This is a genomic window from Achromobacter animicus, assembly GCF_040775605.1.
GTDB lineage: Bacteria > Pseudomonadota > Gammaproteobacteria > Burkholderiales > Burkholderiaceae_B > Achromobacter > Achromobacter animicus.
The window spans coordinates 2,519,233-2,534,088 of record NZ_JAYGJK010000001.1 but is presented as its reverse complement, the minus strand read 5'-3'; the positions used below and the strand labels follow the sequence as shown (position 1 = coordinate 2,534,088).

Genomic DNA, 14,856 nt, shown 5'->3' with positions numbered 1-14,856 from the left:
CCGTCAGATGATTTCAAGTTCGGCGCGCAAGGCGCCCGCGGTCTTCATCGCCTGCAGGATGGCCAGCAGGTCCTGCGGGGTGGCGCCCAGGGCGTTCAGGCCCTTGACCACGTCGGCCAGGTTGGCGCTGGTGCTCACGCGCTGCAGCGAGCCGTTGTCCTGCCGCACTTCGATCTGGGTATTGGGCACCACCACCGTCTGGCCCTGCGTGAACGGCGTGTCCGGCTGGACGACCTCGTTCTGGCGGTTGATGATGACCGACAGATTGCCGTGCGCCACGGCGGCCTCTTCGATCATGACCGTGCGGTTCATGACGACCGAGCCGGTGCGGGCGTTGATGATGACCTTGGCGACCGTCGGCGCGCGCGTGACCTGCAGGTCTTCCATCTGCGACAGGAAGCGGGCCTGCGAGCCCTGTTCCATGGGCGTGCGCACCTGGATGACGCGGCCGTCCAGCGCCGTGGCCGTGCCCTGTCCGAACTGGCGGTTCAGGGCCGTCGCCACGTTCTGCGCGGTGCCGAAGTCGGTATTGTTCAGTTCGACATGCACGTAGCCGTCGCGGGCAAACGTGGTCGGCACGCCGCGCTCGACGATGGCGCCCGCGCTGATGCGGCCGCCGTTCAACTGGTTGATCTGCACGCTGGAACCGCCCGCGGACGCGCCGGCGCCGCCGACCAGGATGTTGCCCTGGGCAATGGCGTAGACCTGGCTGTCCGCGCCCTTGAGCGGCGTCATCAGCAGCGTGCCGCCGCGCAGGCTCTTGGCGTTACCCATGGACGAGACCACCACGTCCAGCGTCTGGCCGGGCCGCGCGAATGCCGGCAAGGTCGTCGTGACCATGACGGCGGCCACGTTCTTCAATTGCATGTTGCTGCCGGCGGGCACCGTGATGCCCAGCTGCGACAGCATATTGGTCAGGCTCTGCTGCGTGAATGGCGTTTGGCGCACCTGGTCGCCGCTGCCGTCCAGGCCCACGACCAGGCCGTAGCCGATGAGCTGGTTGCCCCGGACGCCCTGGATGCTGGCCAGATCCTTGAGCCGCTCGGCGTGCGCCGCACCGGCGCCCGCGGCCAGCCCGACGGCCACGCACACCCGCGCCATCAGGGACAGCAAGGTGGATATCGGAGTCTGTTGTTTCATGATTTAGAACGGCGAAGCGATCAGGAAGAAGCGTTGCAGCCAGCCCATGGTCTGGACTTCGTCCATGACGCCCTTGCTGCGGTATTCGATGCGCGCGTCGGCCACTTGCGTGGACGACACGGTGTTCGTGCCCGTGATGGAGCGCGGATCGACCACGCCGGCAAAGCGCACGTACTCGCTGCCGCGGTTGATGGCGATCTGCTTTTCGCCAGCGACCTGCAGGTTGCCGTTGGACATCACGCCCACCACCGTGGTGGTGATGGTGCCGGTGAAGGCATTGTTGGCGCTGCTGTCGCCCTTGCCCTGCGACACATTCCCGCCATTGGCTTCGGTGTTCAGGTTGGCGTTCGCCCAGCTGTCCATGAAGGACGGCGCCGCGGCGATGCCCAGCGTGGTCGAGCCGCTGCGGTTGGTGTTCGTCGCCACGTTCTTGGACGCGTTGGTGCGCTCGTTCAGCACGATGGTGACGATGTCGCCCACATTGCGCGGCCGGCGGTCTTCGAATAGCGGGTAATTGCCGTAAGTCGTGGGCTGGTAGATCGAGCCCGTGGGCTGCGCCATGGGCATCGGCGGCGGCGGCGGCGCCGCCGTCGTCGGCCCGGTCACGATGGGTTCGGGCGGGATCATGGCGCAACCAGCCGCCAGCAGAGCCAGCGCAGACGCAAGTACCAGGCGCAGGACAGACATGAGCATCACAGTTGGGTCAGGCGGGCCAGCATTTCGTCCGACGTCTTGACGGCCTTGCTGTTCATTTCGTAGGCGCGCTGCGTCGTGATCATGTTGACCAGCTCTTCAGCGACGTTGACGTTGGAGGTTTCGACGTACTTCTGCATGATCGAACCCGCGCCGTCCACACCGGGCTGCAGCAGGTTCGCCGGACCCGACGAGTCGGTTTCCAGGTACAGGTTTTCGCCGATGCTTTGCAGGCCGGTCGGGTTGATGAACGTGGCAATCTGCAACTGGCCGATCTGCACGTTGATGCCGGCGGCGCCGGGTTGCGTCACCGAGACCATGCCGTCGGTGCCGATGGTGATGGACAGCGCGTTGTCCGGCACGTTGATCGGCGGCTGGATGACGTAGCCGCTGACGGTGACGAGCTGGCCGTTCTGGTCGCGCTGCAGGGCGCCGTCGCGCGTGTAGGCCTGCGTGCCGTCGGGCAATTCGACCGGCAGGAAGCCGCGGCCGTTGATCGCCACGTCCATTTCGCTGCCGGTGTTGTTCAGGTTGCCGTCCGAGTGGATGCGCTCGGTGGCGGCCACGCGCGCGCCGGTGCCCAGCTGCAGGCCGGACGGCAGTTGCGTGGCATCGCCCACCTGGGCGCCAGGCTGGCGCAGCGTCTGGTACATCAGGTCCTGGAATACGGCACGGCCGCGCTTGAACCCGTTGGTGGAGACGTTGGCCAAGTTGTTGGAAATCACGTCCATGGAGGTCTGCTGACCTTCCAGGCCCGTCTTGGCGATCCACAGCGAACGCATCATGATGAAAGACTCCGGTGCCGCGGCCTGGCCGCGAACTAAATGTTATTTAAATCAGGCGCTTACGGACAGAATGCCGTTGGCGCGTTCCGCGTTGCGGTCCGACTGCTGAATCACCTGCATCTGCTGCTCGAAGCGGCGGGCGTTTTCGATCATGCCCACCATCGACGCCATGGGATTGGTGTTGCTGCCTTCCAGCACGCCCGACAACAGGCGAAGGGCGGGGTCGGCGGGCACCGGCGGTGCGGGCTGGCCGTTGACCGGCGCCATGCGGAAGACGCCGTCGTCGCCGTGCACCAACTGCTTGTTGTCCGGGTTGACCAGCTTCAGGCGGCCCAGGTTCAGGATGTTGTTCGGCGCATCGCCGGCGCCCAGCGCCGTGATCGTGCCGTCCGACGTGATGGTCAGCGCGGCCTGGTCGGGCACGTCGATGGGACCGCCCTGGTCCGACAGGACCGGCTGGCCCAGCGACGTCTGCAGCAGGCCGTTGATGCCGACCTGCAGGCTGCCCGCGCGGGTATAGGCCTCGCCTTGCGGCGTCTGCACCGCAATCCAGCCGTTCTCGCTGGCCAGCGCCACGTCCAGGCCGCGGCCCGTGGTCTGCATGGTGCCCATCTCGAAGCTGTTGCCGGGCGTTGACGCCACCGTCGAAACACGCGTAGGCAGGCTCACCCCGTCCGTCACGGGAACCGAGCGGTACAGCGCGATCTGCTCGCGAAAGCCCGCCGTGTTCACGTTGGCCATATTGTTGGAGAGCGCGGCCTGATGCTCCGTGATCCGCGCTGCGCCATTCATGGCGGTGTAGATGATTCTGTCCATTGCCTATTCCGTCGGTGTCGTCGCTTGCCCAGCGGGCATTACTTCAGGTTCATCAGGACTTGCATGATTTCGTCCTGGGTCTTGATGGTTTGCGAATTGGCCTGGTAGGTGCGCTGGGCAATGATCATGTTGACCAGTTCCTTGCTCATGTCCACGTTGGACGCTTCGGTCGCCTGACCCACCACCGTCGACATGCTGTTGGTGCCGGGCTGGCCCAGGATCGGCTGGCCGGAAGCCGCCGTTTCCTTCCAGGCGTTGTTGCCCACGGGCTGCAGGCCCTGCAGGTTCGAGAAGTCGGCCAGGACCAGCGTGCCCACGATCTGGGTTTCGCCGTTGGTGTAGCTGGCGACCAGGCTGCCGTCGCTGCTGATGTTGATGCCGCTGAACTCACCGGACGTGTAGCCGTCGGGCTTGGCAACCAGCTTGTAGTTGCTGCCGTACTGGGTCGTGCCGGTGTAGTTGATGGCGACGTTCAGCGGATCGGCCGGGGTAGTCGTGCCGCCGGGCTGGGCGAAGGTCAGGTTCACGATCGGCGCGCTGGTCAGCGTGCCGGCGTTGTTGAACGTGAACTGCGTGGGGTTACCCCAGGTGCCGCCGGCTTCGGTGGTGGGCGCCATGGCCTGGCCGTCCATCGTGTAGTACACGTCGTACACGCTGGTGCCTGCCGTCGCCTCACGCTTGACGAAGTACTGCATCACCTGGTGCGAGTTGCCCAGGGAGTCGAACACCGTCATGGGCGAGGCGTTCGTGTAGGTGCTGGAGATCTTGGGATCGAACGGCTTGCCGATCTCGGTGACGGCGGCGGTGTAGTCCACGAAGCCGGGGATGTCTTCCAGCTCGCCGGCAGTGACCTGGCCCGTGCCGTCGATCGTGACGGTGTTGGGCGCCGTGCCGTACGTGTTGGCCGGCGGGTTGCCCGGCGCCCACGTCAGCGCACCGCCGGCGGCCTTGGTGAACGTATAGGCCGTACCGCCCAGGGTGACCGAGCCGGGAACGGCCGGCGACGTCACGGTGTCGACCTGATAGATGACCTTGGCGTTGGCATCCAGGTTGGCCACGGTGGTGGCGCTGGTCGTCGCCTGCGGCGCGACGTTGGCGGTCGGCAGTTGCAGTTCGACCGGATTCGCACCGATGGCGCCGGCCGGGTAACCGGTCAGGCGATAGCCCTGCGCGTTCACGATGAAGTTGTTCTTGTCGACGAGGAACTCGCCGTTGCGCGTGTACATGACCGAGCCGCTCTGGTCGGTCACACGGAACATGCCCTTCGCGCCGTCGATGGCGATGTCGTATTCGCCGCCGCCGCCCGTCACGGAACCGACCGTGAAGCGCTGGTTGATGGCCGAGACCTTGACGCCCAGGCCCACGCGCGAGCTGGCGTAGACGTCAGCAAACGATGCGGTGGCCGACTTGAAGCCGACGGTGCCCGAGTTGGCGATGTTGTTGCCGATGACGTCCAGGTTCTGCGCAGCGGCGTTCAAGCCGCTCAATCCTTGTCCGAAGCCCATGTTTACTCTCGCTAATCTTTAGTGGAAAAGCCGCCGCCCGTGCGCCGGCACCAATTCATATCCGCCCGTTCAGGCGCCGATCACCTTGCGCACGTCTAGCATGCTGGTCTGGCCGTCCAGGCCCAGATCCAGACGCAGGCCGTTGGTGGAGTACGCCACGCTCTTCACGTTGCCGTAGCTCAATACTTCCGAGTTCACCTTCGCGCCCTCGGCGTCGGTCGCCAGCACGGACACGTTGTACGCGCCCGGTTCCAGCGCCACGCCGGCGTCGTTCTTGCCATCCCATTCCAGCGTGTACACGCCGTTCTTCTGCTCGCCCAGCTCGATGGTGCGGACAACTGCACCGTTCGAATCCGAGATGCGGACCTGGACCTTGGCGGCGTCGCCCTGCAGATCCAGACCGTAGGGCGTGACCACGCGGTCCGCGGGGTTGGCGCTGTCGACACCGACCTTGACCTTCGTGCCCGGGATCAGGACGCCCTTGCCGATCATCGACACGGCGTTCATCGACTGGGACACGTCGATCTGGCCGCTGATGGCCAGCATGGTGTTCTTCAGGTTGGTGATGCCTTCCACCGTGGAGATCTGCGCCAGTTGCGACGTCAGCTCCGCGTTCTGCATCGGGTTCAGCGGATCCTGGTTCTTGAGCTGCGTGACCAGCAGCTTCAGGAACTGGTCCTGCAGGCCCTGCGCGGTGCTCGCGCTGTTGGCGCCGGTTTGCGCCAGGCCCATGGCCGTGGTGCTCGTGGTTTGGTCGACGGTGGTCATGGATAGACTCTGGCTGGAAATTAGGATTGACCGATGGTCAGCGTCTTCTGCATCAACGCCTTGGCGGTGTTGAGGACCTCGACGTTGGCCTGGTAGGACCGCGATGCCGCGATCATGTTGACCGTTTCGGCCACCGGATCGACGTTGGGCATGCTGATGTAGCCCTGCGCGTCAGCCAGGGGGTGCTTGGGGTCATAGACCATCTTCAGGGGCGACTGGTCCTGGACCACGCCGGCCACGCGAACGCCGCCGATCTCCTGGCCCAGCGCCTGGCCTGCGGCCGGGTTGACCTGGAACACGACCTGGCGGGCGCGGTAAGGCTGGCCATCCGGGCCGACCACACTGTCGGCGTTGGCCATGTTGCTGGCCGCCACGTTCATGCGCTGCGACTGCGCGCTCAACGCCGAACCGGCGATATCGAAAATGCTCAACAAGGACATTGCCTGTTGCTCCCTTTAAAGATCAATCCTGGATGGCGGTCTGCAGCCCGCGGATACGGTTGGAGATCAGCTGCATCGTGCTCTGGTAATGCAGGGTGTTGTCGGCGAACTGCACGCGCTCGATGTCCATGTCCACCGTGTTGCCGTCCATGCTGGGCTGGTACGGCAGGCGGTACAGCAGATCCGTCGGGCCCTGCGACACGGCCTTGGCCGGAATGTGGCGGGCCGACGTCAGCTTGAGCGACGTGTCGGGCAGGCGCGTCGTGCCTTCCATGGCGCTTTGCATCGCGGCCTTGAAGTCGATGTCGCGCGCCTTGTAGTTGGGCGTGTCGGCGTTGGCGATGTTCGAGGAAAGCACTTCCTGGCGCTGCGCGCGCAGTGCCAAAGCCTGCTGGTAGAACCGGAAATCTTCGTTGAGCCTGTCGAGCATCGTGGCGCCTTGAATTCGTTGCAGATCAGATAAAGCGAGGGACGCCGGACGCACCGTTATCCCATTGGATGACGGCATGATAGGGGCCGGACCTGTAACACAATCAGCCAAACAACCCGTCATTTCTCATCCAATTCACGTATTGCCGAACGCCGCCCACTTCTACAATTCATCCATCATGAAAATCTCCGCAAGACTCCTTCTCGCGCGCGCCGGCATCGCCGCCCTGCTCCTGGCCTCGGCAAGCGCCGTCCAGGCACAGGCCGCGGCCACCCAGGCCCCGGAAGCGATCATCATTGCGGCGCAGACCTATCTGCAGGAACAACTGGCCTCCCTGCCCGGCGAGGCGTCCATCGCCATCGACCCGCCGCGCACCGACCGCCTGACGCCGTGCGATGACCTGACCCCCTTCCTGCCGTCCGGCATGAAGCTGCGGTCCCGCATGACTGTCGGCGTGCGCTGCAATTCGGCCAAAGGCTGGACCGCCTACGTGCAGGCCTCCGTCAGCGTGGCCGGCCACTATTACGTGGCCTCGCGCCTGATCGCCGCCGGCCAGGCCCTGACCCCGGCGGATCTGGACGCCCGCGAGGGCGATCTGGTCACCCTGCCCCCCAACGCCATCACCGACCCGCAGGCGGTCGCCGGCATGACCGCCGCCTTCCGCATCAACGCCGGCCAGCCGATCCGCAGCTCGTCGCTGCGCAACGCCCAGTCGGTGCAGCGCGGCACGAACGTGCGGATCAACGCGCGCGGCAACGGTTTCATGGTCAGCAGCGAAGGCGAAGCCATGGGCAACGCGGCCCCCGGCGCCGTCGTCCAGGTGCGCACCGCGGGCGGCCAGGTGGTCAGCGGCGTCGTCCGGAACGCCACGCTGGTGGAAATTCAGCTATAGACCTGTTACAAATCGCGTTGCGCCTGGCTCGCATATACCCTAAAGTTCCTCCGGCCCTTGTCGTTACAGAGACATAAGTAGGCGGATCCGTCGCAAACCGACCCAGGACGCCCTGCGGAGAAAACCTTGAAAATCAATTCGACCACCAACCGGCCCCTCGCGGCCGACGCCGTCGGTGCCCGCGCCGAGTCCGCGGTCAGTCAAGCGTATGGCGCCGGCAGCGCCACCGGATCGAGCAGCTCGCAAGTCGCGCTGAGCTCGGCGTCGCGCAAGATGCTGGCCATGCAGGACGGCTCGAACGACATCAACGTCGAGCGTGTCGCCGCCATTCGCGCCGCGATCGCCTCCGGGCAGCTCAAGATCGACACCGGCCGCATCGCCGACAGCCTGATCGCCAGCGCCCGAGACCTGCTGAAATAGCCCGTCCCTTCCCTCTATTGAGCCGTCTGTCATGAGCCTCGTCGATTCCCTGCAATCCTGCATGAAGCAGGAAGACACCCTGATCTCCGAGTTCTCCTCGATCCTTGAGGAAGAAACCGAGGTCCTGGTCAGCCAGGGCAGCGTCGAGACGCTGAACCAGATCACCGAGCGCAAGCGCGGCATCGCGCAGCAACTGGTCGACCTCAGCCAGACGCGCGACAACCTGCTGTCCGAAATCGGCCTGCCCGCGGGCCACGTCGGCACCGAACAGGCCGCCGCGCAGTATCCGCAGTTGTCCGGCGTGTGGCAGGCCCTGCTGACCAAGTCGGCCTCCGCCAGCGAAATCAACATGCGCAATGGCGCCCTGATCGACGTGCATCTGCGCTACACCCAGCAATCGCTGGACGCCCTGCGCAATGTTGGCGTCGGCAGCGCCTCGACGTACGACGCGCAAGGCCGCGGCGCCCGCAGCGCCCCGGGCCGCCGGCCGATCGTCGCGGGCTGACGCCTTTTCCGATCTCCTGCGGCATAAAAAAACGGCGTGCATAGCACGCCGTTTTTTTGTTTCCGCGAGACGGGTTCGCGGCCTTACGCCCCGCCCGTCATCTCCAGCAGCGCGAACATCTTCAGCAGCGCCACCGGCAGCATCTTGCCCGACAGCTTACGCTCGGTGCCCACGATGCCCGACAACGGACCACGCACGACGTCAGCCGCCGGCGAATGCGCCAGCTGCCAGCATGCCGCGCCAAGCTGCCCGGCCATCAGCGACTGTCGGGCCAGCGTATGGGCGCCATCGACGGCGGGCAGCGCCTGCCAGGCATTGGCCATGTAACGGAACGCCGCCTTGGCCTCCTCCTGCAGGACGAGCCAGCGCGCGATCGTCGCGGCGTCCGCCTGCGACGCCGGCAGGTTCGTTGCGCCGAACAATTGGCCCGCGACCTCGCCGGAGACCGTGTCGATCAGCCGCGCGCAGATGAGGCGGACGCTGGCGCCCTGCCCCTTGCCCGGCAGCACGACTTCGGTGCCGGAGGCCCACAGCGCCAGCGGCGCGGTCTTGGCGCCCGGCGCCGGGCGCAGGCCCGGCATGTCGCCGGGCTGGCCGACGGGCAGGTAACCCACGCTCTTGCCGACGGCGTTCAGGTTGGTCGGGCATTCGTCCTGGATCACGCGCGTGCCACCTGCGCAACGCGCTACCCAGGACACGCCCTGCTCGCTCAACGGCTGCCATAGCGCAACGGTGCCGGCCTCCAGCATGTGGACCAGCGGCAAGGACGACAGGCGCTCGCCCAACCACTGCACGCGAGCCTGCAAGGCCGCCGCCGGGTCCGGCTGGGCCGGCGCGGCGGGCGCAAACGAGCTCAACATGCCGTGCGGCAGCGCGAGCTGCTGCGCGGGCGCGGCCAGTGCGGCGCCGCGGTCGCTCATCAACAGCGCGCCCATCAGCGCGCCGCCGGGCAAGGCCTCGCCCTTCATGGCGGTCTTGCCGTGCATCACGAGCAGGTTGCGGCTGCACGCAGCGGAAAATTCACGGCGCACCATCGCCAGTGGCTCATCGCCCAGCGCGGCCAGACTGGCGCCCGCGCCGTCGCCGACGTACTCGCGCCAGGCGGTGCGCGATTGCAGGCACGCCGGGTCGCTGTCCAGCCACGAAATGGTGTCGTCCAGGTTCTGTGCTGCTGCGATCGACGCCGCACCGCCCTGCTGCGGCAGGATGGCCGAGGCCAGCAACTGGCGGCGGCGCGCCGGGTCCACGGCGTCCGGTTCGCGCGACGACGACACCAGCGACGCCAGGTCGGCCTCGCTCGGGGTGTACAGTGCGCGGGCGCGCTCGACCATCGAGAACGCGCGGTCGATCAGCACGTCCGCGCGGGCCAGTTCCATGTGCTCGGGCACCTTCTGGCCGACGGACATGTAATGGATCGGCAGGCGGTGGCGGATGGCGGTGTCCAGCGCCGCGCCCAGGCGGGTGGCTTCGTCCAGCTTGGTGATGATGCAGCCGGCCACATCCTCGCCCACGCCATTGCGATAGGCGTGCGCGACCTCGTCCAGCGTGTCGCCCTGGCTGGCGGCATTGAGCACCAGCAGCCGGCGAACGGGCTTGCCGGCGTTGCACAGCATCGACGCCTGCTCGGCCACCAGGCGGTCGCGCTGGCTGATGCCGGTGGTGTCGATCAGCACGATCTTGCGGTTGCCCAGTTCGGCCAGGATGCGGCGCAGCTCGCCGGCATCGCGCACCGAGTGCGCCGGCACGCCCATCAGGCGGCCGTAGATCTGCAATTGTTCCAGCGCGCCGATCCGGAACAGGTCGGTCGTCAGCATGGCGACCTGCTCCCGGCCTTCGCGGGCCACACAACGGGCGGCCAGCTTGGCCAGCGTCGTGGTCTTGCCCACGCCGGTCGGGCCGACCAGCGCATACACGCCGCCGGCCAGGAATTCGTCTTCGGAACGCACCACCGGCAGATGGGTCACCAGTTCATTACGCGCCCAGCTCTGCGCAGCCTCGGTGGAGAGACCTTGCGGCAGGCGCTCGACCAGCGTGCGGACCAGCTTGGTGCTGAAGCCGGCGTCCAGCAGGCTGCGGAACAGCGCGGCGCCCGCGGGCTCGCGGCCCGGACCCTGGCGGCCGCCCCACAGCAGCCCGTCCATGCGGGTTTCCAGCGCGCCGCGCAAGGCGCTGATGGCGTCCTGCAGACCGGCGGCCGTATCGGCCGGCAGATTCGCGGGCGGCAAACCCTGCGGCGGACGCACCGGGGCATCGGGCATGCGGCCCATGGGCGGCGCGGCATGCAGCATGGCCGGTTGCGGCTGCGCTGCCGGCGGCATGGCGGGCGCCTGCACGGGTGCGGGCGGCGCGGCGTAGCCTTGGGGCGCGTGATAGGCGGTGGCGGGCGCAGCGGCCATGGCGGCTGCGGGCGCGGCGGTGGCCATGCGCTCGGGCATGGCGGGAGCCGGCGGTGTCATGCGGACTGCCGGCGCAAGCGGCGGCAGCTCGACGCGTACCGGTGCGGCCGGCTGAGGTGCGACCGGCTGAGGTGCGACCGGCTGAGGTGCGACAGCCGTCGGTGCAACCGAAACCGGCTGCGGTGCAGCGGGTACGAATTCTGCCGGCGACGGTTCAATCTCCGGCTGCGCCGACGCCGCATACGCGGACTGGTAAGCGGCAATGGATCGCGCCGGCGGCGCGTACCCGGCTGGCGGCACGGGCGGCATGGCAACCGGCGCAACCTGCGGTCGCGCCATCCCGGCCGGTGCGCCGAACGACGGCGCCGCGGGCTGACGTTCCTGCGCCGGCGGCGCATAGGCCGGCGCTTCGCGCGGCGGCGTCTGCTGCTGCGGCGCGTCGTCAAAGGCGCCATCAACGGTGGCCAGGACCTCGATCCCGCCCTCGACGCTGCGGTTCGACACGATCAGCGCGTCAGGCCCCAAGGCCTCGCGCACCTGACGCATCACGTCACGGGTGTTTGCCCCGTAAAAGCGGCTGATCTTCATTGCCCATTGCTCCCGCCGATCAGCGCCGTCACGCGGACGATGCGCTCATCGGGAATTTCCGTGTTCGACAACACGCCAAGCTGCGGCAGATGATGCCGCAGGAAGCGCGACAGCGGCGCACGCAGCACCGGCGACACCAGCAGCACCGGCGCATTGCCCTGCGATTCCTGCCGTTCGACCGCCGCCTGCGCCTCGCGCAGCAGCGTGTCGGCCAGCCCCGGCTCCAGGCCGCCGCTGGTCGTCATGGCCTGCGACAGCACGCGTTCCAGCTTCACGTCCAGGCCGATCACGCGCAGCTCGCCCTCGCCGGGGAACCATTGCTGCGTGATGGCGCGGCCAAGCGCGCGGCGCGTCAGTGCGATCAGCTCGTTGATATCCGGCTGGCCGCCCGACCCGGCGGCCATCGCCGCCAGACGCGGGCCGTGTTCGGACAGCGTATCGATGATGGTGCGCATGTCGCGGATCGGCACCTCTTCGGACAGCAGACCCTGCAGCACCTTCTGCAGCGCGGTGAGCGACAGCGTCTTGGGCACCAGGTCCTCGACCAGCTTCGGCGCGTCGCGGCCGATGCGATCCAGCAGCTGTTGCACTTCCTGGCGGCCCAACAGGTTCGAGCCGTGGCGATGCATCAGGTGATTCAGGTGCGTGGCCACCACCGTGCCCGCATCCACAACCGTGTAACCGGCCACCTGCGCCTGATCGCGCAGCGAGCTGTCGATCCACAGCGCCGGCAGGCCGAACGCCGGATCGGTCGTCGGCGTGCCCTTGATCTGCATGGTCACGCCGCCCGGGTCGATGGCCAGCCACTGGCCCGGCATCGCGACCCCCGTGCCCACTTCCACGCCGGACAGCAGGATGCGGTAATCGTTGGGCTTGAGTTCCAGGTTGTCGCGGATGTGCACGACCGGCGGCAAAAACCCTACGTCCTGCGCAAACTTCTTGCGCAGGCTGCGGATGCGGTGAAGCAGCTCGCCGTTCTGCGCGTGGTCCACCAGAGGAATCAGGCGGTAGCCCACTTCCAGCCCCAGCTGGTCCACCATCGACACGTCTTCCCAGCTCGCCTCGGCGGCCGCGGCCTGCGCCTGGGTGATCGCCTGCGGCGGTATCTCCTCGGCGGCCACGGCGGCGGCCTTCTTGCGTTTGAGCAGCGCCCAGCCGCCCCAGCCCAGCGCGGCGGCCAGCGTCAGGAACGCGATGTGGGGCATGTTGGGGATAAGGCCCATGATGCCGATGATGCCGGCGGTCAGGAACAGCACGCTCGGGTTGGAGAACAGCTGACTGATGATCTGCTGGCCGATGTCCTGGTCGGTCGACACACGCGACACGACCACGCCGGCGGCGGTGGAGATCACCAGCGCGGGGATCTGGGCAACCAGGCCGTCACCGATGGTCAGCAGCGTGTAGACGCGGCCGGCTTCGCCCATGGACATGTCGTGCTGCGCCACGCCGACGACCAGGCCGCCGATGATGTTGATCGCCATGATCAAGAGGCCGGCGATGGCGTCGCCGCGCACGAACTTGGAGGCGCCGTCCATCGAGCCGAAGAAGTCCGATTCCTGCGAGACTTCCGACCGGCGCTTGCGCGCCTCGTCTTCGCCGATCAGGCCGGCGTTCAGGTCCGCGTCGATCGCCATCTGCTTGCCAGGCATGGCGTCCAGGGTGAAGCGCGCCCCGACTTCCGCGATACGGCCCGCACCCTTGGTGATGACGATGAAGTTGATGATGGTCAGGATGATGAAGACGATGATCCCGACCGCGAAGTTGCCGCCCACCAGGAAGTGGCCGAAGGCCTCGATCACCTTGCCCGCGGCGTCCGGCCCCGTGTGACCGTGCAGCAGCACCACCCGGGTGGACGCGACGTTCAGCGACAGGCGCAGCAGCGTCGCGAACAGCAGGACGGCCGGGAACGCGGCAAAGTCCAGCGGCTTGCGCGTGAACATGGCCACCAGCAGGATCATTACGGACAACGCGATGTTGAAGGTGAACAGCAAGTCCAGCAGGAACGTGGGCAGGGGCAGCACCATCATGCCCAGCACCATCACGATCAGGATGGGACCCGCCAGCAGCCGCGCATGCGTGCCGCCGTTATTCTTCAACATGGTGAGCAGAGCGCTCATTCCTTAAACTCCTTGTGCTGCGGTTTTTGCCTGCGGGTCCAGTTCGGCTGGCACGTTCAACTTCGTGGGGGCCGGGGGTTCAAGCCCCCAACCCGAGCGCCAGGATCGTAGCTGGAATACCCATGCCAGCACTTCCGCCACCGCGGTATACAGCTCGGCTGGGATTTCTTGTCCCAGCTCGACGTGTTGATGCAATGCGCGCGCCAACGGCGGCGCTTCCAATGTGGGAATCTTGTTTTCGGCGGCCAGCTCGCGGATCTTCGCGGCGATCAGGCCCGTGCCCTTGGCCAGCACGCGCGGCGCGCCGCCCTTCGATTCGTCGTACTTCAGCGCCACCGCATAGTGCGTCGGGTTGGTCACCACGACGTCGGCCTTCGGCACCTCGGACATCATGCGCCGGCGGGCCGCCTGGCGCTGCTGCTGCCGGATGCGCGCCTTCACATGCGGATCGCCTTCGCTTTCCTTGTGCTCCTGGCGCACGTCTTCCTTGGACATCCGCAGCTTCTTCAGATGGCTCCAGATCTGCCAGGGCACGTCCAGCATGACGATGATGAGCAGCGACGCCACGATGAAGGCGCAGCACATCGCCACCAGGGTCAGCGCCTTGGTCAGCGCGGCCGACGGCGCCACGTGCATCAGCCCCATCATGTCGTCGTGATAGCGCCAGATGACCCAGACCGCTACGCCGCCGACCAGCAGCGCCTTGGCCAGCGCCTTGATCAGCTCCACCACCGTCTGCGACGAGAACATGCGCTTCAAGCCGGCCAGCGGGCTGAGCTTCGAAAAATTGGGCGTCAGGGGCTTGGTCGAAATCACCAGGCCGCCCAGCACCACGCTCGACAGCACTGCAACCACCGCGAGCAGGCCGAATATCGGCAGCAGCACCAGCAGCGCATGGCCGAAACCGCTTACCGCCTGCTCGACCATGACGCCGGGATCCAGCGCGACGCGCTGATCGAAGGCCAGTCCGTTGCGCAGCACGCCGCTCAGGCCCCTGTACAGCGACCCGCCGCCCGCCCAGATCGCGGCGACACCGACGGCCAGCATCATGAACGTGCCCAGTTCCCGGGAACGCGCAATCTGCCCCTCCTCGCGCGCCTTTTCCAGGCGCCTGGGAGAGGCGGCTTCGGTTTTCTCGAGGTCGCTTTCTTCGGACATGCTCTACGGGATCGTTGCGGCTCGCTGACGTGGAATGCAAGCCGCCCGCCGAGATTCTAGGAGGCGCCGGGGGTTGGCGATATGCCAAGAAACGGGGGGAAAGCGGCGCTATTCCCGGATGCGCCGCCGGCTGCCGGTCAGCCCCCCTGGGCGTGCGCCTTCAGCCCGCCGCTTCAACTTGCCACATCAAGCCGCCCCATCAA

14 protein-coding genes are annotated in these 14,856 nt (G+C 67.0%); 3 read left to right on the top strand and 11 right to left on the bottom strand.

The window, feature by feature from the left end; translation table 11 throughout:
• Positions 1-3: 3 nt before the first annotated feature.
• The 8 genes from AB3147_RS11380 to flgB all read right to left on the bottom strand — a co-directional run bounded on the left by AB3147_RS11380 (position 4) and on the right by flgB (position 6,577).
• Positions 4-1,140 (bottom strand): flagellar basal body P-ring protein FlgI, encoded by a 1,137-nt coding sequence (locus AB3147_RS11380; RefSeq protein ID WP_279975072.1) that lies wholly within the window; start codon positions 1,138-1,140, stop codon positions 4-6.
• Between the two features lie 3 nt (positions 1,141-1,143).
• Positions 1,144-1,833 (bottom strand): flagellar basal body L-ring protein FlgH, encoded by a 690-nt coding sequence (locus AB3147_RS11375; protein WP_175126211.1) that lies wholly within the window; start codon positions 1,831-1,833, stop codon positions 1,144-1,146.
• Complete coding sequence (gene flgG, locus AB3147_RS11370; RefSeq protein WP_105238493.1) at positions 1,833-2,618, bottom strand: flagellar basal-body rod protein FlgG; 786 nt, start codon at positions 2,616-2,618, stop codon at positions 1,833-1,835. The genes AB3147_RS11375 and flgG overlap by 1 nt, the downstream gene beginning before the upstream one ends.
• 51 nt (positions 2,619-2,669) lie before the next feature.
• Positions 2,670-3,434 carry a flagellar basal body rod protein FlgF gene (locus AB3147_RS11365; protein WP_175126212.1) on the bottom strand — a complete coding sequence of 255 codons (765 nt, stop codon included), beginning with the start codon at positions 3,432-3,434 and terminating at the stop codon, positions 2,670-2,672.
• 38 nt (positions 3,435-3,472) lie between these two features.
• The gene (locus tag AB3147_RS11360) at positions 3,473-4,939 is read right to left on the bottom strand and encodes a flagellar hook-basal body complex protein (protein WP_239213571.1); all 1,467 of its coding nucleotides are present in this window, start codon (positions 4,937-4,939) and stop codon (positions 3,473-3,475) included.
• Positions 4,940-5,008: 69 nt separating this feature from the next.
• On the bottom strand, positions 5,009-5,707 hold the full coding sequence (locus AB3147_RS11355; protein WP_175126214.1) for a flagellar hook capping FlgD N-terminal domain-containing protein: 699 nt from the start codon (positions 5,705-5,707) through the stop codon (positions 5,009-5,011).
• A 20-nt stretch (positions 5,708-5,727) separates the two neighbouring features.
• A complete protein-coding gene (gene flgC, locus AB3147_RS11350; RefSeq protein WP_105238489.1) occupies positions 5,728-6,147 on the bottom strand; it encodes a flagellar basal body rod protein FlgC in 420 nt (139 codons plus the stop codon).
• A 22-nt stretch (positions 6,148-6,169) separates the two neighbouring features.
• Positions 6,170-6,577, bottom strand: a complete 408-nt coding sequence (gene flgB, locus AB3147_RS11345; protein ID WP_367351972.1) for a flagellar basal body rod protein FlgB — start codon at positions 6,575-6,577, stop codon at positions 6,170-6,172.
• Positions 6,578-6,755: 178 nt separating this feature from the next.
• Here flgB and flgA point away from each other — a divergent pair, with 178 nt between their 5' ends.
• The 3 genes from flgA to AB3147_RS11330 all read left to right on the top strand — a co-directional run bounded on the left by flgA (position 6,756) and on the right by AB3147_RS11330 (position 8,394).
• Positions 6,756-7,469 carry a flagellar basal body P-ring formation chaperone FlgA gene (flgA, locus tag AB3147_RS11340; RefSeq protein ID WP_175186090.1) on the top strand — a complete coding sequence of 238 codons (714 nt, stop codon included), beginning with the start codon at positions 6,756-6,758 and terminating at the stop codon, positions 7,467-7,469.
• A gap of 126 nt (positions 7,470-7,595) precedes the next feature.
• On the top strand, positions 7,596-7,889 hold the full coding sequence (gene flgM / locus AB3147_RS11335; protein ID WP_056570190.1) for a flagellar biosynthesis anti-sigma factor FlgM: 294 nt from the start codon (positions 7,596-7,598) through the stop codon (positions 7,887-7,889).
• A 31-nt stretch (positions 7,890-7,920) separates the two neighbouring features.
• Positions 7,921-8,394: a flagella synthesis protein FlgN gene (locus tag AB3147_RS11330; RefSeq protein WP_191578104.1), complete on the top strand. Its 474-nt coding sequence runs from the start codon at positions 7,921-7,923 to the stop codon at positions 8,392-8,394.
• An 83-nt stretch (positions 8,395-8,477) separates the two neighbouring features.
• Here AB3147_RS11330 and flhF read toward each other — a convergent pair whose 3' ends face one another.
• The 3 genes from flhF to flhB are packed head-to-tail and all read right to left on the bottom strand — an operon-like array spanning position 8,478 to position 14,653.
• Positions 8,478-11,378 (bottom strand): flagellar biosynthesis protein FlhF, encoded by a 2,901-nt coding sequence (flhF, locus tag AB3147_RS11325; protein ID WP_367351971.1) that lies wholly within the window; start codon positions 11,376-11,378, stop codon positions 8,478-8,480.
• A complete protein-coding gene (flhA, locus tag AB3147_RS11320) occupies positions 11,375-13,495 on the bottom strand; it encodes a flagellar biosynthesis protein FlhA (protein WP_175126219.1) in 2,121 nt (706 codons plus the stop codon). The genes flhF and flhA overlap by 4 nt, the downstream gene beginning before the upstream one ends.
• Before the next feature lie 3 nt (positions 13,496-13,498).
• Positions 13,499-14,653 carry a flagellar biosynthesis protein FlhB gene (flhB, locus tag AB3147_RS11315; RefSeq protein WP_175126220.1) on the bottom strand — a complete coding sequence of 385 codons (1,155 nt, stop codon included), beginning with the start codon at positions 14,651-14,653 and terminating at the stop codon, positions 13,499-13,501.
• Positions 14,654-14,856: the final 203 nt, after the last annotated feature.